The sequence below is a fragment of the Haloarcula sp. H-GB5 genome, assembly GCF_054850705.1.
The window spans coordinates 261,430-284,387 of sequence record NZ_JBTWBG010000003.1; the positions used below are offsets into that span (position 1 = coordinate 261,430).

The window sequence follows — 22,958 nt, forward strand, 5'->3', positions numbered from 1 at the left end:
CGCCACAGATAGACACCGGCACGGAACGGTGAACAGACCTCCCGATATCGCAACAAAACGGCTAAACCGGGTCGACGTGTTCTGGCGATAATGGGGTCAGCGCAGTCGAAAGTCGCACAGTTGATCGAAACGTATGAACTGTCGTCGATGGGTGCGGAGCTGGAACGCGCTTGGCTCGGAGAGAATGTGCAGCGACAGAGTCTCCGTGACCTCGCAGATCGGTTCAACCAGGCCCTGCTCGTGGCTGCAATCCGCGATGCGGGTATGGATGTTATCGACGGCGAACCGGCGAACTTCTACCGACTGCTGACGGATGACGACGTCAGTGCAGGCAAGCGAATCGAAGCGCGGAACCGGCTTGAGCGGGCCGGTATCGACATCAATACGCTGGAAGACCAGTTTGTTACGTACCAGGCGATTCGATACTACCTTACAGAGGTTCGTGGCGCGAGCTACGAATCTGAGTCAGAAACTGCACAGGTCGAGCAAGAGCGTGGAACTATCGACCGCCTCCGCAGTCGCGTCGAGACAATCGTCCGGGATACGGTCGACCGACTGAACACAGCAGACAAGCTCACTTTGGGCGACTATCGAGTGTTCGTGAGCATCGATATCCGCTGTCAGGACTGCGGGACGCGCTACAGTATTAGCGACCTTCTCGACCGCGGCGGCTGTAACTGTGAGTGAGTGTTCAAAAGGTCCGCTCTTTGGTAGCCACAACCGGGTCAGATATCGGTAATCCGGTTGTACTTATCCGGAAGCGCCTGCGCATCCTCAGGGAGCAACGCGACGACGAGATAGGAGGGGTACTCCGCGAAGTACTCGACGAGCGAGGCGATGCGCGCCGAGTCGATGGCTTCGAGGGAGTCGAGCAGCATGAACGGAACATCCTCGTACACATCGTGGACGAGGTAGCCGGCGAGTGCGAACACGAGTCCGGTCACTTCTCGCTCGCTCTCACTCAGATGGGCAACCGTGTCTTCGTAGACAGTTCCACCCTCGGTACTTCTGACGACGTGGAGCGTGAACGTCGATCCCGTGACACTGTCGTCGCTGTTATGGACCGGGTCATCGGGTGTATCGGTCCGTTCGAGCCAGATACGTTCGATGTTACCATAGCTCAGAATGTCGAGCAGGTCGTCCATCTTCTCGTTGAACTGGTCGGTCGCCTCAGCTTCGAGGCGGTCGATACGTGACCGGAGGTCGATCAGTTCGTCCACCACCTCTTCCCGTTGGGCAGCCAGTTCGTCGTTCCGGCGGATCTCTGACTCGATGTCGGCAATCTCTTCGCTCACCTCGTCTCGTTCCGATTCGAGTCGATCCAGTTCCAACTCCAGTTCGTTCGCTTTCGTATGGAGTTCGAGCACCTCGTCGAACTCTTCCGTCCGGAGCGACGTGACCTGCTCCTCAAGTTCCTCAACGCGGGCGGAGAGGTTATTGCGTCGCTCTCGGAGGTCGACAACAGTCGTCTGCCGGCGCTCAATTTCGGTGTCGACCTCGTCAATCGTTGCGGTGAGCTCCTGCGCTCGTGTGCGTGTCTCCGCAATTTCATCACGTTGGTCGGTCAGTTCGTCGAGTTCGTCTTCGATATCGTCGATCTCTGTAACTGTTTCTTGAAGGTGGTCACGCATGCTCTGGAGCGTCGACTCGATACGGTCCGGCTTCACTCGCGAGCCACAGGTCCAGCAGGTCGTCTTGGACCCCTGATAAAGCTGGTCCGTGATGTCTCCCACGCTCTCGGGCTTTGCGTCGATAGCATCGGTTATCTCCCGGTGTTCGCCAGCCAGCAGTTCCTCGTTGAACCCGATGACGTTCTGTAGTCGCGTGGTGTATTCTGAGAGCTCCCGCTTTCGCTCCCGGAGCCGCTCGATGTCCGATTCGAGCGTTTCGAGTCGTTCATCCGGCGATTCCGGAAGTCCGGACCGTTCGACCGCGAGGCTACCCCGCTCGTCGCGCAGTGCCGAGATACTCTCCTGTTCTGACTGGATATCGTTTCGCACGCGTTTCAGTTCGGATCGAGTCGCCTGAAGTTCATCGAGGGCCGTTTCGAGTTCGTCCCTGTTTTCCTGGGTCGTCTGGAAATCTACGTCCCGCTCGTCGATTCGTTCCTCCACGTGCTGGAGTTCGTCTCTGGTCTCAGCGATCTCGTCGCGCAGATCTGCCTGTTGCCGTTCGAGATCTGGAAGATCGCGCTTGAGCGAGGCGATACGATCGAGTTCCTCGTCGATTTCTTCCTTACGCTGTTCGGCCGCACGTATCTGTCGGTGAATAGACGCCACGTCGACGGGCCGCATAATGATCTCCCGGAGGTCCTCCCCCCGTTCAACGGCTCGCCTGGCCTCGTTGTCTTCGAGCAGGAACGCGAACAGGTCCGCAACTGTTGGGTCAGTAAGCAGTCCGAGGCCCGACCCGACAATACCGTCATCGGTTCTGGTCAGTGTCCGGGAGTACGTCTCCTCCCCCAGTGAGAGTTCGACGTGCCCCTGATCGGCGTCACCTTTGACACTCGCCCACTCACTTCCGTGAGCAGCCATCACCGCCTGTAGAAACGATGTCCGATTAGTCGCGTTCCGGCCTCGGAGCACAGTCACCCCTGGTGGCACCTCGACTGTCGTCTCGTCGATCCCCCCGATCTTCTCGACGGTGACGGTCGCCACCTCCCCGGATACCGAGAGTGAACCCATATCTCGGTGTGTGCGAGTGACGGACATAAGCACTATGGCGCGTGTGGCACCACACACCTCGATTTCTATGCCAATGGTTACCCGCGGCTAACAAGCATATGTCTGTTATTCCATCGGATTCGCGGACCTAGTTCCATGCAGAAACAATCGCCTAAATCCAGATAGCAAACAATTTCGGTAAATAACACGCTCAAACGTGTACCTTTATATCACACAATGGGCGTAGCTGTCGGTGTCGTTGACCATGACAGAGCAAGACCGGGCCGAAAGTGCACTTCGCGCTCACGTAACCTCCGTCAAGGAGGACCTGATGACGGGCGTATCGTTCATGATCCCCTTCGTAACTATCGGGGGTATCTTCCTCGCCGTCGCGTACGCGATAGGGGACACACAGACAGTGTTCGAGAACACCGGCTCGGCAGGCTGGTTCCTCGCACAGATCGGCGTTGCTGGACTGACGATTATGGTTCCCATCCTCGGAGGCTACATCGCGTACGCCATTGCTGACCGACCGGGACTCGCTCCGGGGTTCCTGCTGGCGTACATTCTCCAGCAGGGAAACGTCGTCGCCGAAGCGGCGACAGTAATCGGCATCTCCGGCGGCGAGGCCGGTGCCGGCTACCTCGGCGCAATCGTCGCTGGGCTGCTGGCTGGGTACGTCGCGCGCTTCTTCAAGAACCTCGACGTCCCCGAGTTCATCCAGCCGATGATGCCGGTACTGCTCATCCCCGTCGCGACGATGGCGGTTCTGACGCCAATCATGCTGTTCGTGCTGGGCGTCCCCGTCGCACTCGCTAACGAGGGGCTAACCTCGTTCCTGCAGTCGATGCAGGGCGGCCAGGCCATCGTCGTCGGCCTCATCCTCGGCGGGATGATGGCCTTCGACATGGGTGGCCCAGTCAACAAGGTCGCCTACGTGTTCGCGACCGGGCTCATCACCGAGGAGATCTACGCGCCGATGGCCGCGGTAATGATCGGCGGCATGATTCCGCCGATCGGCCTCGCGCTCTCGAACTTCATCGCCCCGCACAAGTACGCTGCGGAGATGTACGAGAACGGGAAAAGCGGTATCGTACTCGGTCTATCGTTCATCACTGAGGGTGCGATTCCGTACGCAGCCGCCGATCCGCTCCGCGTAATCCCGGCTATCGTGGCCGGTAGCGCTGTGGGCGGTGCGACCTCGATGGCCCTCGGCGTCACGATGCCCGCACCCCACGGCGGTATCTTCGTCGTCCTGCTGTCAAACCAGCCACTCGCATTCCTGGGCAGCATCCTCCTGGGCTCACTCGTGACGGCCGTCGTCGCGACGGTGATCAAACCGGACTTCGAAGACCGTATCGACGCTGAGGCGGAGACGAGCACTACGCAACCGACGGACGACTAACGACAGTGATTACAATGACAGATGCAATCGCAGCGGACGATATCGAAGAACTGATTCCGGCCAACCACATCTCGCTGTCCGAGCCACCAGCCGAGAAGGCAGCGTGTATCGAGTCCCTGCTCGACCTACTAGTCGACGGTGGCAGGGTCGAGGACCGCGAACGCGCACTCGACGCGCTGCTAGAACGCGAATCAGAGACCACGACGGGCGTCGGCATGGGTATCGGCATCCCGCACGCGAAAACCAGCGCTGTGAGCCGCCCGTCGCTGGCGTTTGTCCGCTCCGAGGAAGGCGTCGACTTCGGCTCGATGGACGGCGAGCCCGCGACGCTCATATTCATGATTCTCGTGCCGGAAGCCGGCGGCGAAGAGCACCTCAACATCCTCAGCTCCCTCTCGCGAGCCCTGATGCACGACGACGTTCGGGACCGGCTCCACGAAGCAGAGGACGAGGCGACCGTTCAGGACGCGCTCCGGGAGGCCATCGCATGACGGTCGAGCGTACTGTCACGATTGTTCCGGAGGCGGGCCTACACGCTCGACCGGCGTCGGCGTTCGTCCAAGCTGTGAATGACCACGAGGCTGAAGTCTCGGCCGGTCGCCCGGACGGTGACCTCGTTCAGGCGGCGAGTATGATCGCCGTCACCAGCCTCGGAGTCGGACAGGGTGACGACATCGAACTGGTCGCTGACGGCCCGGATGCAGAGGCAGTGCTTGACGAACTGGAGCGGATACTGACAACACCGGAGGCGGAACTGGACACTGACGATGGCTGAACGCACACTCCACGGGACCGGTGCAACGCCGCGCTCCGGCGTTGGGACGGTTGTCTGGTACGGCCGAGACATCTCGCTCCCAGACCCGGACGGCGTGGAAGTCGATCCCGAGACGGAGGTCCAGCAGTTCGCCAATGCCGTCGACACCGCCCGCGCTGAACTGGAATCTGAGCGCGAGGCGACCGCCGAACGCGTCGGCGAAGACGAGGCCGCGGTGTTCGACGCACATATCCAGTTCCTCGAAGACCCGACCATCGAGGACGCAGTCGAGACAATGATCGCCGATGGAATCCCCGCACCGAATGCCGTCGATGCCGCGTTCGGCGAACACATCGAACAGTTCGAGGGGATGGACGGCCGAATGGCCGAGCGAGCGGACGACCTCCGCGATGTCCGTGACCGACTCCTCCGTCTGCTGACGGACGGGGAACGGGTCGATCTCGATGATCTACCCGATGGAAGTATCGTCCTCTCCGAGCGGTTGACCCCCAGCGATACGGCGCAACTCGACCCGGAACGCGTCGCCGGGTTCGCCACGGTAACCGGCGGCCGGACGTCCCACGCGGCGATTTTCGCCCGTTCGCTGGCCTTGCCGGCCGTCGTTGGAGTCGGCGACGCGCTCGAATCTGTTGAGGGCGAAACAGAGGTCGTGGTCGACGGCGACAGCGGCGAGGTGCTACTCAGTCCTGACGACACCGAGCGAGCTGCCGCAGTAAGCGACTCGGGAGCCGCTGTCGTTGATGAGTCCGTCGAGACAATCGACGGGCGGCACATCGAAGTGGCGGCGAACGTCGGCCAGCCGGCAGAACTGGAGCCCGCAGCACAGCGGGGGGCTGACGGCGTCGGTCTCTACCGAACCGAGTTTCTCTTCCTCGACCGGGAGACGCCACCGTCGGAAGACGAGCAGTACGAAGCCATCCGCGAGGCACTCGACACGTTCCCAGATGGGCGCGTTGTCGTCCGGACGTTAGATATCGGTGGCGACAAGCGCATTCCCTATCTCGACCTGCCGGAAGAAGAGAACCCGTTCCTCGGTGAGCGGGGAATCCGACGCTCGCTCGACCCCGATTCGGACCTGTTCGCCACGCAACTCCGTGCGCTCCTGCGCGCTGCTGCGGACGGCGCTGGAGACCTCGCAATCATGTTCCCGCTGGTCGCAACGGTCGAGGAACTCGACGCTGCACTCGACGCACTGGACGCAGCGGCGGCCGATGTTGAATGTCACGACGCCGATGCCGTTGATATCGAAGTCGGCGTCATGATAGAAACGCCGAGCGCCGCCTTCGTGGCCGGCGAACTCGCGGCACGAGTCGATTTCCTCTCTATCGGGACGAACGACCTCACGCAGTACGTGATGGCCGCTGACCGTGAGAACGAGCGTGTCGGTGACTTACACGACCCCACGCACCCGGGCGTCCTCCGGGCGATCCACCAGACAGTTACCGCAGCCCACGCCGAAGACGTCTGGGTGGGGATGTGCGGCGAGATGGCTGGTGACCCCGATTTGACGGAACTGCTTGTCGGTCTCGGTCTCGACGAACTCAGCATGAGCGCCGTGACGATCCCTGAAGTCAAGACGGCCGTCAGCGAAACCGAGTACAGTACCGCGAGCGAGCGCGGGGACCGCGCCCGACTCGCCGCAACGCGAAGCGAAGTCCATACCACACTAGATACATGAAACTCGTCGCAGTCACCTCCTGTCCGACTGGTATCGCACACAGTCAGATGGCAGCTGAGAACCTCGAACAGACGGCAGAAGAACAGGGCCACGATATCAAGGTAGAAGTTCAGGGAGCAATGGGCGCAGAGAACGAACTCTCTGACGGGGACATTGAAGCCGCCGATGCCGCCATCATCGCCTCCGACACGTCGGTCAGTCAGGACCGATTCAGCAGTGTCCCGCTGATCGACGGAACCGTCAAGGATGCGGTTAACGACGCTGAAGGCATGATTGCTAATGCGATCGCGGCCGCTGACGGCGACGCATCGGACACTAAGTCCGATGTAAATGGACCTGAGCCCACGAGTACCGAATCCAATCAGCAGCGCCGGCGCGGCGGCGACCGCTCGAAGAGCCTCGTTGCACGGCTGAAGCGTCTATTCAATTGAAGTCCGTGTCCTCACTGGGAAGTGACGACCCCAGGTGATGGACCGAACCCGTCTCCCGTCGTCAAGCCGACCGTCTCGGTAGCGGTCCCGGCTGGCTTACCTGTCCCCATCCGACCGGCTGGGCGCTCTGTGGCCACCGGCCGACGGGACGAGGAAGTACCCCAAGGCCGTCGTTCCCGACTCCGGCCTAGCCTCCAGTTCTAGCTTCTGTCGCTCTTCTGCGACGCCAAACTCCGGGAAGTACTCGGTCGTCGTCGTCCGAACGTCACTGACGCCGAGCGGATGGACGCTGAGCAGAGTCGAGTCGTCGTCACCGCCAGTCGCCCGCACCGTCCCCGAATCCCCGACCGTGACTGCGACCTCCGGATGGAAGTGGAGCCGAGAGACGCTCGGCTCGGTCTCCGTGTCGGCCCCCCGGAGTTCGTCCCGGACCAGCCACCAGTCGTCGCTAGCGAGAATCGTCCTGTCGTGTCGGTACGACGCTGGTGCGGTGGCGGCTGTCTCGTAGTGTCCTCTGAACAGGGTCGGGTCCGACCCCCCGTAGTCGACCGTCGGTTCCGTCCGCGCGCCCATGAGGTACTTGCCACCGATTTCGATAGGCTCCGCCTCACCGACCTGAACAGTGTTGTGGCCGGCGACACTTCGGGCATACTGCCGCCGCTCGTTGTCGGCGTAATCGTACACACCCGTATCTGTGAGCACGCGCTGTCCGCCGACCCAGAGCAGGATGCTCAGCATGTCGTTGTGGGAATGCCCGGGCAGATGGGAAGGCCCCACAGGCCCACCGTCTACCAGTAACCGCCCGCAGTCGGTGTCGAGCCAGTAATACCCCGTCTCAGCGCCCATGGGACTTTGTGACGGAACGGCCCGGTCATCGGCAGTAAACCCGACGCTCTCGGCATATCCCAAGCAGTCCATCAACGGGAGCGATTGCCCGAAGACGGCATCGTTGTACAACGGGAGCCGCCCGTCCGGTGGTGAGAGGTATCGCAGGTATGCCACAGCCTGTTCCGTCATCGCTGTCAACCAGGCTGGGGCCGTTCGCTCGCTGGCCGCCAGTAACGAGCAGGCCGTCACGTACCGCGTCGTCACAATCGCATGGTACATCGGCGACCGCTCGTAGTGGCCGCCGTCGGGGAGGAACTGTTTGGCTCCAGTACGGCCGAGTATCGAGCGCCCCGTACAGAACCAGGATTCGTCGGTGTCAGGGAACAACAATCCAGCCATGAGCAGTGCGAGCCCGTTCTCAACGAGGTGGTTGCCGCCGACGTCACCTTCCACGTGGTTGGCAAGGAAGAGCGAATTTCGGTATATCTCCCTGACAAGTGCTTCGCTCAGTCCTTCAGGAACGCCTTCCTGAGAACCGCCGGTTCGCCACGCTAGGTACCGCGCCAGCGTCTGTGTCCGAAGCGAGACTGCCCATGGCGTCCACGCACTGCGAAGGTAGCCGGGTCGGCCGATGTCGATGCTGTCGGTCCAGTCCCGTATCCACTGGTCGAACACCGCGACGACCTCCTCCGGAGCCGCCTGCGGGTCTTCGAATCCCAGCACTGCCCACCGCAGCGGTTCGAACGCGTACAGTTTCAGCGGCCAGAGCAACGGATAACTGTCGGCCCCGTGGTCGTACCAGTCGGGGTGGGCCGGCGAATCGGACTGGACCGTCCGGTTGAGAAACGTCACCTCGCCGTCGGCCGCCCGGCGGCTCCGCCGCTGGAACGATCGGACGGTCGAGTCGGAGAGTGCCCCCCGGAGCACGTCGAGGTCCGCTTCAAGTGGGGCTGTCGCGACAGATAGCCGCTCGGGAACCGCGTTGTCGTAGCGCTCGTCGAAATCGACCGGGAGCCGGGCGAGCACGGTGTTACGGGCCGTCCGTTCGGCCATCCCGAAGATCTGAGCCGGCTCCATCCGCGTGAGCGTGTGACCGTACAGTCTGGCCATCGACGGAAGCACGCGGATCGGCTTAGTCATCATCGGGACTCGGGGCCGCGCGTGGTGCCTGTCGTTCACTAGCCGTCAGCGCCCGGAGTTCTTCGCTGAGTCGGCCCGCGATGGCCTCGCGGTCGTATTCCTCTGTTACGAGCCTGTAGCCGTCCCGACCCATCGACGTCCGCTGCTCAGGGTTTTCGAGGAGGGTGTCGATTGCCGCCGCGATGCGTTCCGGATCGGGCTCAGTGTGTATGCCCGCCGCGGTCTCCGTGACGAACCGTTCGATTTCTCCCCGTCCGGTGACTACGACCGGCAGCGAGCACGCCAGGTACTCGTAAAGCTTCGTGGGCATCGCGTAATCGAGCTCCGGACTGTCCTTTATCGGCGCCAAGCCGACGGTCGCATCGTTGAGAATCTCCGGGATCCGCTCACGGTCCACTAGTCCGCCGAATTCCACGCTGTCTTCGAGGTCGAGGTGCTCCGTCACCGATTCGAGTCGGGACACCTCGTCCCCATCGCCGACCAGCAGGAGTTCGGCGTCGTCGTTCGACACGTGTTGCATCGCCCGAATACACGGTTCGAGTGCCTGTGCGCTCCCGATGTTCCCCGTGTACACGATTCTATCTTCTGCATCGCCAGCCCCAGTCTCCGGTGTAAACCGGTCGGTGTCGACGCCGTTCGGAATGACACGAACCCGGTCCCGGAGTTCGCCGCCGTACGCGTCGGTGACGGCATCGCCGAGCGTTTCTGTCGTCACGGTAATCCGGTCGGCGGTGTGTAACGCGACCGACTGGAACGCACGTCCGGCTTTCACCAGCGGGCTGTTCGCTGTGATGTATCCCAGAGCAATCGAGTTCTCAATCCACAGGTCGCGTACATCGACGATCCACGGCTTCCCGATGGCGACGGCCACGATCCCGGGGAGCCCAGTGGTAATCGGCGGTGTCGAAGTCATGACGACGTCGTACTGCCGGACATTGACCACCAGCCAGAGCGCCGCGTGAAGCGCGAAGACGAGATAGTACGGCAGTCGACGGAGCAGAGAGGGGTTCTCCGTCTGGGGTTGCCACGTCCACAGACGGTGGACGACCACTCCGTCGTCGTGTTCGGTCCGCTTGCGCTCCCACGTCCGATCGAAGTTTCCCGGGGGATAACACGGGAGCGGTGCCAGAACTGTCGTGCCGATTTCGTTGTCGAGGTTGACGGCCGTGTCGCGGATTCTCGACGCATTCCCCCCTTTTTCCGGCGGGTACCGCTGGGAGACGATGACGAAGTCAGTGGTCATCGGAGCCACGTGCGTGCCGCGACTGTCCCTCCTGGACGATTCTCACACGACGATGACGTGTCGGTTGCCCTGTCGCTGTTCATTGGATCACTGCATCGTATTCCTGACAGGGATATTAGTATGCGTCTGATACTCCACTGTCGGTTCGGGGACGGGCCAATTATGCGTTCTCTTGTCCCGAGACCATTTCACGTCGACCGTGTGTCCCGGAACGTGCGTCCCGTTTTAGTGTCAAGACTGACTTCAGAATCTAACCAGACACCACCTCGTCTGGTTGGTATAATCTCTCCTTTCCGCACAGTACTGTATTATTACTTTATCATATTTGATTCGCTCGTATGGCAAACCAGCACGGATGAAGCCTTATGTGGTAACTACTTTACCCACATAAGTAGCTAAAAGCTACCTACTTTGTCGACACAGTGTAAGAACGGCTAATTAGCATATACCTACTTCAAACGTATGTGTATGTTCGATAAGCACAACGCGGTTGACGACGATAGATATGAATCGGGCCTTTCAGACACTCTAAACGCAGATAGACGTGGTAAAGTACACCTTAACAGGCGGAGTTTCTTCCAGTTCGGGTTGTCAGCGGTAACTGCAGCCGTCGGTGTCGGCAGCCTAGGTGTGAGCATCTCCGGTAAAGAGACCAACACCCACATGACGGATTTCAGCGAGTACGTGTAGCGAGTCCAGACCGGCATCCGAGTCTGTCGAGAGGGCCCGCATTGGGGGCCCGTTTCGGTCCGAACCGCTGATATCGCCTCAATCCCGGAGAGTCGGCCGCGCGATGCGAGAGCGGGTCGTGGTCGACAGTGTCAACCTCATCAACGCCGACCGCTGGACCCGCAACAGCTTCGAGGTCGTCGAACGTTAACAGAACGTGCTTGTTAATTTTCTCGCTGATACGTATTTCTCCGCTGGTTTCAGACTAGTTGTCAAACTACAGCAAACTAGGAACTGGTTCGCAATAGTGTCAACTTGTGTGCCATCAACTGCGTGTCGCGTACCTGTTCGCATGGCCTCCGAAAATCGCACAGTGGATTTGACAATCCCGCGTCAAACGATCGAGGTTAGCGGACATTTACTTTTGAGATGGGGCCCCGTCTGGCCGGTAATGGCCGACCGTCTGGTAGACAGACCGGGGTTTCTTGGCAGTGACCTCATCCTCATAGCGATACTGGGGTTGTCGATTACTGTACGGGGAGCCCTCGGTATCGAGACAGTATCGAGCGTGCTTCTCGGAGTGTCGGCGATACTCTTCGCACCGGGCTACGCGATAATCGCGCTCCTGTTCCCGAAGAGCGCGTCTCCAGGAAGCAGGACGTGGGCGAACGGAGAGATAACCATCGTCGAGCGGATGGTTCTCGGAATCGGAGTGAGCATCTTCCTCGTGCCGCTTCTCGGGATAGGGCTGGGCTACACACCGCTCGGGATGCAACCGACATTCTTCGTCACCCTCGTCGGTTCGGTGACGCTCCTCTTTACCGCGCTCGCGGCCGTCCGTAGGCAGACAATCCCGCCGTCGGAGCGATTTGACCCACGCGTACTCCACTGGACGTCTTCCCAACTCAAAGGGGTTCGTGACGAGTCCGTTGTTACCGTTCTTCTCGTCGTGGGACTGGTCATAGCGATGGCTGGCATCGGGGTGACAGCCGCGACCACCGACCCCGGTGAGGAGTTTACGGCCTTCTCCGTGACGACGGCTGACCCCACTGACTCGACCAGCGTCGCCGGTGACTACCCCGACGAAATCCTCCTCGAAGAAGACACGCAACTCCAAGTCGGCATCACCAACCGCGAGGGCGAGCAGACATCCTACACCGTCGTCGTCCTGCTGGAGTCCTTCGATGGCAAAGAGCGACAGAGTTCGTCGGAACTCGACCGGTACAGCGTCACGATTGTGGACGGTGGATCTGTCCAGCGGGCCCACACGGTCATCCCGGACCGCGTCGGCGAGGACCTCCGATTGACCTACCTCCTGTACAAAGAGGAGGTGTCGGCTGACACCGAACTGAACGCTGACTCGGCGTACCGGTCGGTCCATATCTGGGTGGACGTTCCCAGCGAGGGTGCCTGAGAAGCTTACCTCGTCGGTGGAGAGCAGACTTCTCTTCAGCACACGGCCGCCGACAGCGATGTGGGTGCTGAGAATAGAGTCGAAACGATAGTCGACAGAACGACATCCCTAGCAGAGCAGTTTAGGGGACAGACGCACCGAACGGTCCCCGTACCAGAGAGATGGAGGACAGCATCAGTTTGCGGTCACTAGACGATTGCCACAATGCGCTGGAAAAGAATCCAGCCGACCACGAGCCATCCGAGTCGCTGTAGCCACCGGACCCGCCGCCACCACGTGACACCCCGCTCACCCGGCGAAAATATCTCCCCGACGACGTGGAGCCAGACGAAACCAGCGAGGACGTAGGTCTGGACCGTAAAGAGGTCGAACTGTCTGAGCAGGAAGGGTGAAACGAGTAAGAAGCTGAGCACGCTGACGGCGAACAGACGAAACCGCCGTTCGTTTTCCGCTGCTGCAACTGCCTGCGGACCGTTTTGCAAGAAGCTCATTGTTTCCGCTTTTTTCGATCAGAATATAGTTAATCGCATCTTATGTTCTGAACCACGCCGAGTCGAGCGGAAAGCGGAGAGAATCCGTGACGCCGGGGCTCTCGAGACGGTTTCGAGCGACCGTATGATGTGAAACAGCGTTAGAATATTCTCACCACTGCTCTCGTCGGAGTTCCCGGCGTGTGAGCCGGTGTCTCGGTGACCGTCGGCGCCACTACGTTCAGATAATGCGAGCTATAACAATGGGTCCCAGCGCGGACTCTATTCCTATGGACGGCGGGCGCGTGTACGACGCGGACGACCGGGTCGGTGGTACAGATAGCGACATCGGCACCCTGCGGTCGGGTCATCGAGTGTCGGCGGCGAATGGGGTAGTTAAGCGGGTGGGTCGCAGCCTGGAGTGCAGTAGACCCTTCGGACGACGGTGCGGTGAACGGAGATGAGCAACAAGACACCGCGATGGCTGGCTCTGGTCGGACTGGTCTGTCTGCTCGGTGCAGTCGCAGTCGTCTATCTCGTGCCCGAGGCCAACCAGTACGAACTCTCGCTGTACGACGCCTACCCGCTGTACTTCTGGGCGTTGCTCATTGGGTCGATGTTTCTGGGGACGATGGTCATCCTCGCTGACGCACGCCAATCCGAGGGTCGGTCGTGGCTGTTCGGACTCGCACTCGTCCTTCTCGCGGACACCATCCTCCTCCTGTTGCCGTACCTCCGTGGCTACAAGCTCTGGGGACGCGGTGACACGCTCAGCCACATAGGTTTCGCCCGTGACATCGTGGCAGATGGCGACATCGGGGCAAACATCTACCCACCTATCCACCTCCTCATGGTGGCTATCTCGGAGGCGGCGGGAATCGAACTCGCGGTGACGACGCTCTTTCTCCCATTCGTGTTCTCGGTGGTGTACCTCGGCGGAATGTTCTATCTCCTCCGGACGCTGTTTGGCGACCGGACACAGGTCCTCTACGGTCTCGTGTTCGTGTTACTGCCGATACTCGGCCCCGCGCACACCATGCTACGACCGTTCGACATGAGTCTCGCGCTTGTTCCGCTCGTTTTGTACCTGTTTGTCAAGAGCCAGCGATCGCCAACCACCGCAGTCCGAGCAGTGTTCGTCTTCGCGCTCGTTGGTTTCGTCTTCTATCACCCACTGACTGCACTCTTTGGGATCATTCTGTTCTTCCTCTACGTGGGTGGGCGGTACGCGCCGCGAGTACGTGAGCAGTTCGCTTCACCGACGAACTTCGTCTCGCTGTCCGTCGCCGTCTTCGCTATCTGGTACACGAACTATGCAGGGATCATCCTCAGGTTCAACAGGCTCTACGAGACGCTGTTTGGGTCCAGCGGCGGGAGTGCGCCGATATCCGGGTACACACAGACGGCTCAGGAGGCATCCCCGGCGCTCATCGACTTAGTTCGCGTTGCCTTCTTCAAGTACGGTATCGAAGGCGTGCTGTTCGGGCTCGGGTTCGCCTTCATCGGCCTCCTGTTATTACTTATCCGACAGGGTGACTACGCCATCACGACGTACGACACGATGCTCGCCGGCTCGATGGCCCTGTTCAGTCTGGGCGGTCTCGCATTCCTCGTCCTTCCCCTCATCGTCCCGCACGAACGGCCGTTCCAGATAGCGAAGATCACTGCAGTCATCCTCAGTGGACAGCTGTTTTTGATGACGTGGGATGTCGTCGGCTGGCAGCGTCACACCTCCCTGTTCGAGACTGGGTTCCGGGCCACGACTGCCGTCGTTTTGCTCCTCGTCATCTCGCTATCAGTGTTCACTCTCTATCCCGCACCGCTCCAATCTGAGAGCAACGAGCAGGTTACCGAGATGGAACTGTCGGGCACGAAGTGGATGACCGAACACGGGACGGCGACCAACCGGTTCCTTGAGTTCGACATGCGATACTACCGCTTCTACCATGCTCAGTATGGCATCGGCACGCACCCCTTCGAGGGCGGGTCGAGCGCGATGGCACCGCCTCCGCACTTCAATTACACCGAGTACGGGACGCTCGGGCAGAGTTATGAGACGGATCAGTACATGCTTATCACTCGGAAAGGGCGCATCGTCTACCCACAGGGCTTCCCCGATTACTCCGGTCTGTGGCGATACGATCCCGCGGATTTCGAGCAGATCGAACGGGACACTACGATCCACCGAACCTACGACAACGGCGACGTGCAGCTGTACTATGTGGATGGTGTCGGGAACATGACGACAGAAGCGACCGGCCCGGTTACTGCGGGCTGAACCGCAGTCCGGAAAGCGAAATTTCCGTCTCGTCGACGGCCACACTGCTCGGCATCGCCCCGGCGGTCTCGATGGCGACCGACCCGGACGGAATCGGTCGGTGTCGACGCCGTTGGGAACGATCTCCGTCTTCTCCGCCAGCGAGTCGCCGTAGGTCTCGACGCGAGTCACCCAGCGTCTCGGTCATGACGGCGATTCTATCGCTATCTGGAGGGCGAGCGCTGGAATCGTCGACTTGGACTTGATGTAGCCGAGCGAGATGGAGGTGTCTATCCAGAGGTCGCGGACGTCGACCAGCCACGGCTTCCCGAGTAAACTGGCAAGCAGTCCGGGGGCACCGGTCGATATCGCGTCGTCGTCACGGCGTCGTACCGGCGGACGTTGAGCAGTAGCCGCAGCATCGCGTGGACCTCGAAAAGGAGATAGTAGGCCAGTCGCCGGACAGTCCCGGGATTCGCGACCTGCGGTTGCCACGTCAAAGACAGTGGACGGTTACTTCCTCACGGGATTCGGTCGATCGTCGCTCGACGGACCGGTCGAACGACCAGAGCGGGTACGTCGGCGGCAGGGTCAGCACCGTCACAAACCATTGGTGTCGACGAAGTTCGACGCCATGTCACCGATACGTGCGGCGTTCCCTCCTTGTCGGGCGGGTACCGCTGTGTGACGAAGACGACGCGCTTTCCCTTGTCCATCATGACGGTGTATGCGAACTGGAGATAGCTGGTACGCTAGTACCCACAGTCGTGTACGTGGTGGTCATTCGGTCTGGAGTAGGACGCAAGGGAATTATGAAGTTCATACTGGTCCAGTTGTACCGGCATCGGGGAGTGACTGAAGTGAAATGCATGACGTCGGGTAGAACAGGGACCGTTTCCGTGGGTTCTTCCAGAGGGCCGCCTACAGTTGCTGTGACGCGTGGCCGACGAGATTCTGCGTGTCGTTGACCGTCAGCGTCATCTCGTCAACGTTCCCGCGAACGCGGAGCACGTGCGTGTAGTTGGCGTCGCTCCCACTGACGCCGGTACTCTCAGTGGCGACGACGGAGCCATTCCGTCGGAGCGTAGAGATGACCTTGTCGAGGTTCCCATCGCTGTCGGCGACAGCCCACTCGATCTGATACTGGTGCCAACCGGTGCTACTCTGGTCGATCACGTCGAACTGCTCGATGGTCGGTGCCTCGTTACTTGTCGTCGAAGTCTGGAAGCCAACCGGATTCCCAGTGACCGAGTCGGGGTCAGTGGCGACGGCTCTGAACTCGTGGTCGGTGTCGGCCTCGAGACCCGAGATGTCCGTCGTGAACTCACCGGTAGCCGAGACGGTCTGACGCCCGTCGGCGGTCCACGTATTGGACCCGACCGGGCGCCACTCGAATCCGACCGTGGCGTCACTGGCCCCGCTGAGACTCGTTACGTCGCCGACGAGCGTCGCAGTCGACTCCGTCACGTTCCGTGCATCGACGGTGGAGATGGCAAGCGGGTTGTCAACGGTGACGTCGACGGACGCCGTCGCCGCGTTGTTCGCACTGTCCGTCGCTCGCGCAGTCAGCGTGTGGCTGCCGTCGGCGAGCGTTGTCGTGTCGAGACTGGTCTCGTAGTAGCCGGTGTCTGCGTTGTAGCTCGTGGCGGTCCAGTCACCGCCGTCCACGCGGTACTCGACCGCTAGCGATCCGGTACTGTCCGCTTCATCGCCCGCAGCGACCTGTAGTCCGACCGTCTCTGTCACCGTCCCTCCGTCGGAAGGTGTTGCCCATGAGATAGTGGGTGCGGCGTCAGGTTCCACCATCTCGGCGGTGGCCCCGCCGGTGGCGACGCTGATGGTGTCCGTCTCGACCAGTCCAGGGTCGAACGAGCCGAGTCCGACCCACCCGCTTTTGAGACTCGAGTCGGAGAGTTCGACATCCCAGCCAGACGGCTCGCTCTCGCTGGCCGGCCACACCTTCGCCTGTATAGTCGTGCCCGTTGCGCGGAACCGGCGGTAGAAGAAGGTATCCTCGGCAGGTGTACCGAACCGCTGAAGCGTCGTCGAATTACCGTTGACGTACTTGCCCACTCGGAAAGCGTCGTTACGGTCCTCTATCTCGATCCAGTAGCCGTTCTCGTTCCCCTCGGACCCGGAGCCACGAAGGAAGAGGCGTGCGTGGAAGCCGCGATTCGTCTCAGGATTGATTGTCGGGACCCGGAAGCGGTCAACGACTTCGACATCGGCGTGCGTTCCCGCCGCGTCACAGGAGATGGCAAAGCGGTCCCGGGTCCCAGCAGTATTCTCGAACGCGAGGGCGTGCCCGCCGACGAAGCTGTCGCCGGAAGAGACGGTCCAGTCGTCGGTCGTACTGATCCACTGGGGCGTCCAGTCGGCAAAGAGCGCGCCGGCAACGACATCAACCGTGGCTGTGGACTTATCCCCGTCGCTGTCTGTTGCCCGTGCTGTCAGCGTGTGACTGCCGTTCGACAGCGTCGATGCGTCGAGACTGGCCTCAAAGTAGGTGGTGTCGCTGTTGTAGTCGGTGCTCACCCAGCTGTTGCCGTCGACGTTGTACTCCACGGTCACGGCGTCGGGGCTGTCTTCATGGTCGCTGGCGGCTATTTGGAGGGTCACGCTCCCGTCTAAAACTGTGCCGTCGCTCGGAGACTGCCACGCGACGCTGGGGCCGCTAGAGCCGGCACTCGCCGTGTTGATGCCGACGTCGTCTTTCGTCGGGACAGACGGCGCGAACGGTTCTTTGCCCGGCTCGTCCGTCCCGATGCTGAGGCCGCCGGTGTCACCGAGTCCGGCGTTGTTCGCCCGTCGGACGGTCCCGATAGAACCATCGGCGTTTGGCGCACTGAATACCGCCGCGTCCGAATCGTGGACCGACAGGCGGTCGATGGAGACGTGGGTCAATGCACCGTCGGCGTCGTCGCGCAGGACCGAGTCACGGCCCGGATCCCGGGCTGCGTTGTGGATGGCAACCATGTCGCCTTGTAGTTGCAGCGGATAGTTCCGGGCCTCTACTGCGTGTCGGTTGCAGTTGTGGAACTCAACGTTGTCGAGAACGAGCGTCGGTGTCTCCGACTGGTTGTTGGAGATGCGACGGGCCATCGCGCGGCCGTGGAAGTCACCCGAAGCGGTGAGGTTGTCTTCCAGCCACTGCGAGTACGACTCCATGTAGGAGTTTCGCAGTTCTATCCTGTTGCCGGCAGAAATCTTGAACACACCCGTCCCGAGCGAGCGCCCCCAGCAGTTCTTAAGAACTACGTTCCCAGCGCCCGCGTGGATGTCGACGACTTCGCCGGATCCACGGCGGAACAGACAGCTGTCGACGGTGATGGTGTCTCCCGACGGCGGTTGGAGCGCGAGGTGGTGACTTACCCGGTCGCCACCAGAGTCGTTCTCCAGGGCGATAGCAGTTTCTTCGATAGTGCAGCGCTCGAGACGGCCGTCGCCGTTTTCGATTCGGATGCCCATGGTGTACTGTCCACGGACCCAGACATTCGAGAAGTTGAACGTGCCCGCTCCCTCACACTTCGCTCCGATACCACCGTTCCCGTTAGATACGAGGTTACCGAGATTTTCGTAGTTCCCCTCGAGTTTCACGTTATCGACCGAGACGGTGCCGTGATTTACGCCTTCAGACCACTCGAAAATAGTGCAGTTCTGACTGTCCGAAACGTGCTCTGACACGCCGATTACCGATTGCTCGGGTCCGTCACCGGTAATCGAGATACCGCTCGGCTCGCGGCCTCCAAAAGCGGTGAACCGTCCAATGTCGTCACCGATGTAGTAGATGTTGGCGGGGATGTAAACAGTCCCGCCGGCCCCAGCCGCGTCGGCAGCGTTTATTATCGCGTGCAGGTTCTTCCGGGCAGCCGAGAGACTCGGGTCGTCGGGATTCGGTACGGCACCGTGGTCTTCGATGTTTTCGACGCTCATTGGCTGTATACGCTGGAGTTCGTCGCGTGCGTCTGCTCGGTGCTACTGCTGGCCGTGGCGCCCGTAAGTCCGCCGGTACTGAGCGCCGTGGCGATTGCGGCTGCGCCGAGCTGGAGGTTACTTCGTCGGTTAAGTAGTTCTTTCTCTCGGTCTATCGTGTCCTCGATAGCTGGAATGTCCGCGGACGACTGCTCGTTGTGTGCCAAATTGCGTGTCATGCGATCCGTAGTCTCTTCCTACTCATTTTAAGTATTGTTACCACAATATATTCACAACTTGATGTCTTTATCACATGGAAATCAGAGAGTGCGGTACAGTCAGTTTGAGTTACCTTAATTTTGTGATGGAAAAACCCAGCTCAGGCGTATGTTATATTGGACATTACGATTACGACGCACCGAATCGTGCATCTGTTAATATGGCCTTACCCGCATCTGGGCGTCTGGAGCAGGCAGAGTTCCTGTCGCGAGATGACTATCGGTTGGCCCGGAACGACCGGAAAATGTACGTCACTACCTGCTTATCGGGCGCGTCGCTGTGGGTACGTCGATCTGCATATCTATAGTAAGAGACTACTGAAGTGTCGCTAAAGCAAGATTTCGATATGGTGAATCCAAACGTTCTCCTCGTGGTGATGGACGCGACCCGAGCCGACCACACGTCCGTCCACGGGTATGAAAGAGACACAACACCGAACCTCGTGGAACTAGCGGCAGACGGTTATCAGTTCGACAACGCCTTTTCGGCTGCTCCATGGACCCCACCCTCGCACGGTTCGATATTCGGCGGTGTCCATCCGACGACTCACGGCTTTCTCGACATCGGGATGCCGTACCGACCACCTCACCCGCCGCTCGCCGAACGCCTCCAAGAAGAGGGGTACTACACCTTCGGCGCAGTCCAGAACTCTAACATCACCAGTGAGACCGAACTGACGAGAGGTTTCGAGGACTACTGTGATCTCTATCGACTGCCGTTCGTCCCAGAGACGTTCGAGGAACTTCGCTCGTACTACCTCGACCTCGTTCCCGGGTACGTCCGCATGGCGTGGGAGATGCGCGTCGGTGACCGGAAACCCGGGGAGTATCTCACGAGCGAGTATATAAAGACCCGGATTCGACGTTCCGCCGGTACACAATCGTTTTTTGGGTTCATCAACCTACTCGCACCACACACGAAGTACGCTCCCCCGAAGTCCTATCGGAGAGAGTTCAACCGTGGACCCCATCCCGACACTGACGACGAACTCGTGACCGAGATGTCCCACAACGGTGGCTACCGGTACATGGCGGGTGAGGTAGAGCCCAGCGAAGCCGACTGGGCGGCCCTCACGGACCTGTATGATGGGGAGATCGCGTTCGCCGACGCGATACTCGGGAAACTACTGGACACACTGAAGAAGGCCGGTGTGTACGACGAGACGCTCGTGATTGTCACAGGCGACCATGGCGAACACTTCGGCGAGCACGAACTGGCGTACCATCAGTTCAGCCTCTTCGACGAGTTGCTTCACGTCCCGTTAGTGGTAAAGCCGCCGGGGACGAGTACGGGTCATCGCGTCGAGGACATGGTTTCACTCGTCGATATCTATCCCACCGTTCTCTCGGAACTAGAGTTAGACGTCCCGAAGACCATCGAGGGACAGAACCTGTTCGATGACCGGGACCGTGAGGCTGTGTTTGCCGAGTTCGGTGACCCGGTGACTGGAATCTCAACGCTTAAGAACCATACCGCAGACCCCGATGAGGAACTACTCGCAGAACTGGACCACGCGCTCCAGTGTGCCCGGACCACTGACGAAAAATACCTCCGCGTCCACGGCGGCGAGGACAAAGTGTACGACGTCGGGTCCGGCTACCCAAAGGACACGCTCAAACATACCGGTCGACACGAGAGACTCGCCCAACTGGTATCAGAACGACTCGGTGACGACTTGGGTGTAGAGACGGTGGACCCGGAAGACCCGAAGATAGTCGAGAACCTCAAAGCGCTCGGATATCGGTAGTGCCGTCTAGATACGCAACCGACGTTCGCCGCTCGACCTGCAGCGACTCCTTGCTCGATAGCATCTACTTACTGGGAATACCTAAATACTAACACAATTTCGTCGTCCACTGACGACCGATGAAGCATCAGAATACTACGTATAAAGCGAGGGACCGGGGTGAGGGGCTTCGCGAGGATGCCGCCGCTCACGACAAGTTCCATCAACAGACTACTCCTACCCATTTCTCCCCTGAAGTTGCGAAATATGTACTGACGCAGTGCGTTACACGAGCGAACATGAGACAAATCAGGCCGGTTCGGCATCGGCTATACCGAAGAGACTGTTCGAGTTACTCGACCAGTATATACTCGGCGGGAAGAACGTACTCAATGTCGGCCGTGGCAACGGCCAGTTTTCAGCCCTCAATGGCCGGCCAGGGCTCTCCAGAAGCGACAACTATCGCCAGACAGCAACCGGCCGCCTGAAGATATCGTCTGCCTGCCGGCTGGAGAACAGCAGACTACAGGTACTTTGTCGGGCAATACGACGAAGTCCACGCCGAGCGGTTCACACTCTCCTACGGGTCAAAGAGATTTGTAAACAGACCATCGGCTAGCAGGACTATCCACTCTCGGTCCGTGCTGGTCTGTACGCGGCGTAGAAAGTTGCGACGTGCTTCTCCGCGTTCCGGGTCACGACGGAGTATTCGCTCGACATCGTCGGTTGAGTCGAAAAGCACTGACCCGTGGTGCCAACCGAATCCAGGCACACGATCCACTCACACAGAGACAACGTGTTCTCGGAGGAACTGCTCGTAGTCATCGATGATCGACGCCGGGGCGAACTCGCCGGCCCGGTGTTCGATTACCGACGAGTCGACCGGGTTCTCTAGCGTCTCCTCAACGGCCCGCGCGAGTGCGTTCGCGTCACCGACCGGGACCAATGGCCCGTACTCCCCGTCTGCCAGTATCTCGCGTGGCCCGGCTGGGCAGTCCGTCGCGACTATCGGACAGCCACAAGCGAACGCCTCTATCATGACGGTTGGGAGCCCCTCGTACCGCGAGGAGAGCAAGTAGACGTCGGCCTGTCGCATGTACCGGTACGGGTTCTCCACGTAGCCCGGCAGGGAAAGGGCGTCTTCGATGCCGTGCTGTTCGGCCAGTTCGCGTATCTTGTCGGTCTGTGACCCCTTTCCGGCGACGACTCCCCGAACCTGGGGGTTGCGCACGTGAACCTGTTCGAAGGCGGCCAGCCACGTCTCAAGATCCTTCTGTCGCTCGTGACGGCCGACGAACAGGACAACCGGCACGTCTTCGTCCTCTATCCACGGGTGGTCGACCGGCTCGCGGGCGCGCGCTCGAATCGTCTCTACATCGACAGGGTTGTACAGCACCGAAACGTCGTCGGGGTCGATGGGCGTATGTTCCGCGAGACTCTCTGCGACGCCACCCGAGACGGCAACGACCTGTTCGGCCGACGGGTACAGCCGTTCGGCCAGTCGCCGGACAACGCGAGCCTTTGGACTCGGGTCTGGCTGAACCCGGAACGCCTTGTGGTGTGTCGGGAAAATCGGCACCTCGGCGTCAACGAAGCGCCGGGCGGCGAGACAGACAACGCTGACGTGGGCCAGATGGGGGAAGAGTGCGGCGGGTTGTTCACGGTCCAGATACTCCACGAGAGCTGGGACATGCGAGGCGACACCAAGACCTGTCACGGTGTCTGGCCCGAACTCCACCACGTCGACCTGTGGGGAGAGTTCCGACTGTAACTCCCCGGTGGCACGCGAGAGCAACAGTTCCACGTCGTAACCGCGTTCGGCGAGTCCGTTGATGATTGTGACGGTGACCTGTTCGGCGCCGCCGAGCGAGAGGTCCGGGATGAAAAACGCGAGGTGTGAACCCAGCTCGGCGGCCGTCACTGGCGTCGACTCGCTCGTCGGTTCGATGGCACCCGTGTCGTCGCCCGACGGCACTGTCGCTCGCTCGCCTTCGGTTGTCGAAGCCTGCTCGCCGGGCGGTTTGCTGGAGGTCATTCGTTCTCACCTCGTCTGGTCGAGAGTTGGTTA

19 protein-coding genes are annotated in these 22,958 nt (G+C 60.4%); 10 read left to right on the forward strand and 9 right to left on the reverse strand.

The window, feature by feature from the left end; translation table 11 throughout:
• Positions 1-90 precede the first annotated feature (90 nt).
• Positions 91-687 (forward strand): rod-determining factor RdfA, encoded by a 597-nt coding sequence (gene rdfA, locus ACYJ11_RS16675; RefSeq protein WP_461648624.1) that lies wholly within the window; start codon positions 91-93, stop codon positions 685-687.
• Between the two features lie 38 nt (positions 688-725).
• Here rdfA and ACYJ11_RS16680 read toward each other — a convergent pair whose 3' ends face one another.
• The gene (locus tag ACYJ11_RS16680) at positions 726-2,684 is read right to left on the reverse strand and encodes an archaea-specific SMC-related protein (protein WP_461648625.1); all 1,959 of its coding nucleotides are present in this window, start codon (positions 2,682-2,684) and stop codon (positions 726-728) included.
• Positions 2,685-2,928: 244 nt separating this feature from the next.
• Here ACYJ11_RS16680 and ACYJ11_RS16685 point away from each other — a divergent pair, with 244 nt between their 5' ends.
• The 5 genes from ACYJ11_RS16685 to ACYJ11_RS16705 are packed head-to-tail and all read left to right on the forward strand — an operon-like array spanning position 2,929 to position 6,952.
• Positions 2,929-4,068: a PTS fructose transporter subunit IIC gene (locus tag ACYJ11_RS16685; protein WP_461648626.1), complete on the forward strand. Its 1,140-nt coding sequence runs from the start codon at positions 2,929-2,931 to the stop codon at positions 4,066-4,068.
• 14 nt (positions 4,069-4,082) lie between these two features.
• Entirely contained in the window at positions 4,083-4,559 is a 477-nt protein-coding gene (locus ACYJ11_RS16690) for a PTS sugar transporter subunit IIA (protein ID WP_461648627.1), read from the forward strand.
• Positions 4,556-4,843: an HPr family phosphocarrier protein gene (locus ACYJ11_RS16695; RefSeq protein WP_461648628.1), complete on the forward strand. Its 288-nt coding sequence runs from the start codon at positions 4,556-4,558 to the stop codon at positions 4,841-4,843. The genes ACYJ11_RS16690 and ACYJ11_RS16695 overlap by 4 nt, the downstream gene beginning before the upstream one ends.
• Complete coding sequence (gene ptsP, locus ACYJ11_RS16700; protein WP_461648629.1) at positions 4,836-6,521, forward strand: phosphoenolpyruvate--protein phosphotransferase; 1,686 nt, start codon at positions 4,836-4,838, stop codon at positions 6,519-6,521. The genes ACYJ11_RS16695 and ptsP overlap by 8 nt, the downstream gene beginning before the upstream one ends.
• A complete protein-coding gene (locus ACYJ11_RS16705) occupies positions 6,518-6,952 on the forward strand; it encodes a PTS fructose transporter subunit IIB (RefSeq protein WP_461648630.1) in 435 nt (144 codons plus the stop codon). Before ptsP ends, ACYJ11_RS16705 begins: the two co-directional genes overlap by 4 nt.
• Positions 6,953-7,048: 96 nt before the next feature.
• On the opposite strand, the gene ACYJ11_RS16710 is transcribed toward ACYJ11_RS16705, so the two are convergent.
• A complete protein-coding gene (locus ACYJ11_RS16710) occupies positions 7,049-8,920 on the reverse strand; it encodes a heparinase II/III family protein (protein WP_461648631.1) in 1,872 nt (623 codons plus the stop codon).
• Positions 8,913-10,163 (reverse strand): glycosyltransferase family 4 protein, encoded by a 1,251-nt coding sequence (locus ACYJ11_RS16715; RefSeq protein WP_188978570.1) that lies wholly within the window; start codon positions 10,161-10,163, stop codon positions 8,913-8,915. The genes ACYJ11_RS16710 and ACYJ11_RS16715 overlap by 8 nt, the downstream gene beginning before the upstream one ends.
• 468 nt (positions 10,164-10,631) lie before the next feature.
• Here ACYJ11_RS16715 and ACYJ11_RS16720 point away from each other — a divergent pair, with 468 nt between their 5' ends.
• The gene (locus tag ACYJ11_RS16720) at positions 10,632-10,853 is read left to right on the forward strand and encodes a hypothetical protein (RefSeq protein ID WP_461648632.1); all 222 of its coding nucleotides are present in this window, start codon (positions 10,632-10,634) and stop codon (positions 10,851-10,853) included.
• A 430-nt stretch (positions 10,854-11,283) separates the two neighbouring features.
• On the forward strand, positions 11,284-12,246 hold the full coding sequence (locus ACYJ11_RS16725) for a DUF1616 domain-containing protein (RefSeq protein ID WP_461648633.1): 963 nt from the start codon (positions 11,284-11,286) through the stop codon (positions 12,244-12,246).
• Positions 12,247-12,434: 188 nt separating this feature from the next.
• Here the strand turns inward: ACYJ11_RS16725 and ACYJ11_RS16730 are convergent, their stop codons facing one another.
• Positions 12,435-12,737: a hypothetical protein gene (locus ACYJ11_RS16730; protein WP_461648634.1), complete on the reverse strand. Its 303-nt coding sequence runs from the start codon at positions 12,735-12,737 to the stop codon at positions 12,435-12,437.
• A gap of 439 nt (positions 12,738-13,176) precedes the next feature.
• Here ACYJ11_RS16730 and ACYJ11_RS16735 point away from each other — a divergent pair, with 439 nt between their 5' ends.
• The gene (locus ACYJ11_RS16735) at positions 13,177-14,994 is read left to right on the forward strand and encodes a hypothetical protein (RefSeq protein WP_461648635.1); all 1,818 of its coding nucleotides are present in this window, start codon (positions 13,177-13,179) and stop codon (positions 14,992-14,994) included.
• On the opposite strand, the gene ACYJ11_RS16740 is transcribed toward ACYJ11_RS16735, so the two are convergent.
• From ACYJ11_RS16740 to ACYJ11_RS16755, 4 genes are all read right to left on the reverse strand, one after another.
• Positions 14,981-15,181 carry a hypothetical protein gene (locus tag ACYJ11_RS16740; protein ID WP_461648636.1) on the reverse strand — a complete coding sequence of 67 codons (201 nt, stop codon included), beginning with the start codon at positions 15,179-15,181 and terminating at the stop codon, positions 14,981-14,983. The two genes, ACYJ11_RS16735 and ACYJ11_RS16740, sit on opposite strands and share 14 nt — an antisense overlap.
• Positions 15,178-15,468 (reverse strand): hypothetical protein, encoded by a 291-nt coding sequence (locus tag ACYJ11_RS16745; protein ID WP_461648637.1) that lies wholly within the window; start codon positions 15,466-15,468, stop codon positions 15,178-15,180. The genes ACYJ11_RS16740 and ACYJ11_RS16745 overlap by 4 nt, the downstream gene beginning before the upstream one ends.
• Positions 15,469-15,894: 426 nt before the next feature.
• Positions 15,895-18,906 carry an Ig-like domain-containing protein gene (locus ACYJ11_RS16750; protein WP_461648638.1) on the reverse strand — a complete coding sequence of 1,004 codons (3,012 nt, stop codon included), beginning with the start codon at positions 18,904-18,906 and terminating at the stop codon, positions 15,895-15,897.
• Positions 18,903-19,124 carry a hypothetical protein gene (locus ACYJ11_RS16755; protein ID WP_461648639.1) on the reverse strand — a complete coding sequence of 74 codons (222 nt, stop codon included), beginning with the start codon at positions 19,122-19,124 and terminating at the stop codon, positions 18,903-18,905. The genes ACYJ11_RS16750 and ACYJ11_RS16755 overlap by 4 nt, the downstream gene beginning before the upstream one ends.
• 386 nt (positions 19,125-19,510) lie before the next feature.
• On the opposite strand from ACYJ11_RS16755, the gene ACYJ11_RS16760 reads away from it, so the two are divergent.
• The gene (locus tag ACYJ11_RS16760; RefSeq protein WP_461648640.1) at positions 19,511-20,911 is read left to right on the forward strand and encodes a sulfatase; all 1,401 of its coding nucleotides are present in this window, start codon (positions 19,511-19,513) and stop codon (positions 20,909-20,911) included.
• Between the two features lie 760 nt (positions 20,912-21,671).
• Here ACYJ11_RS16760 and ACYJ11_RS16765 read toward each other — a convergent pair.
• Entirely contained in the window at positions 21,672-22,925 is a 1,254-nt protein-coding gene (locus ACYJ11_RS16765) for a glycosyltransferase (RefSeq protein WP_461648641.1), read from the reverse strand.
• Positions 22,926-22,958 lie beyond the last annotated feature (33 nt).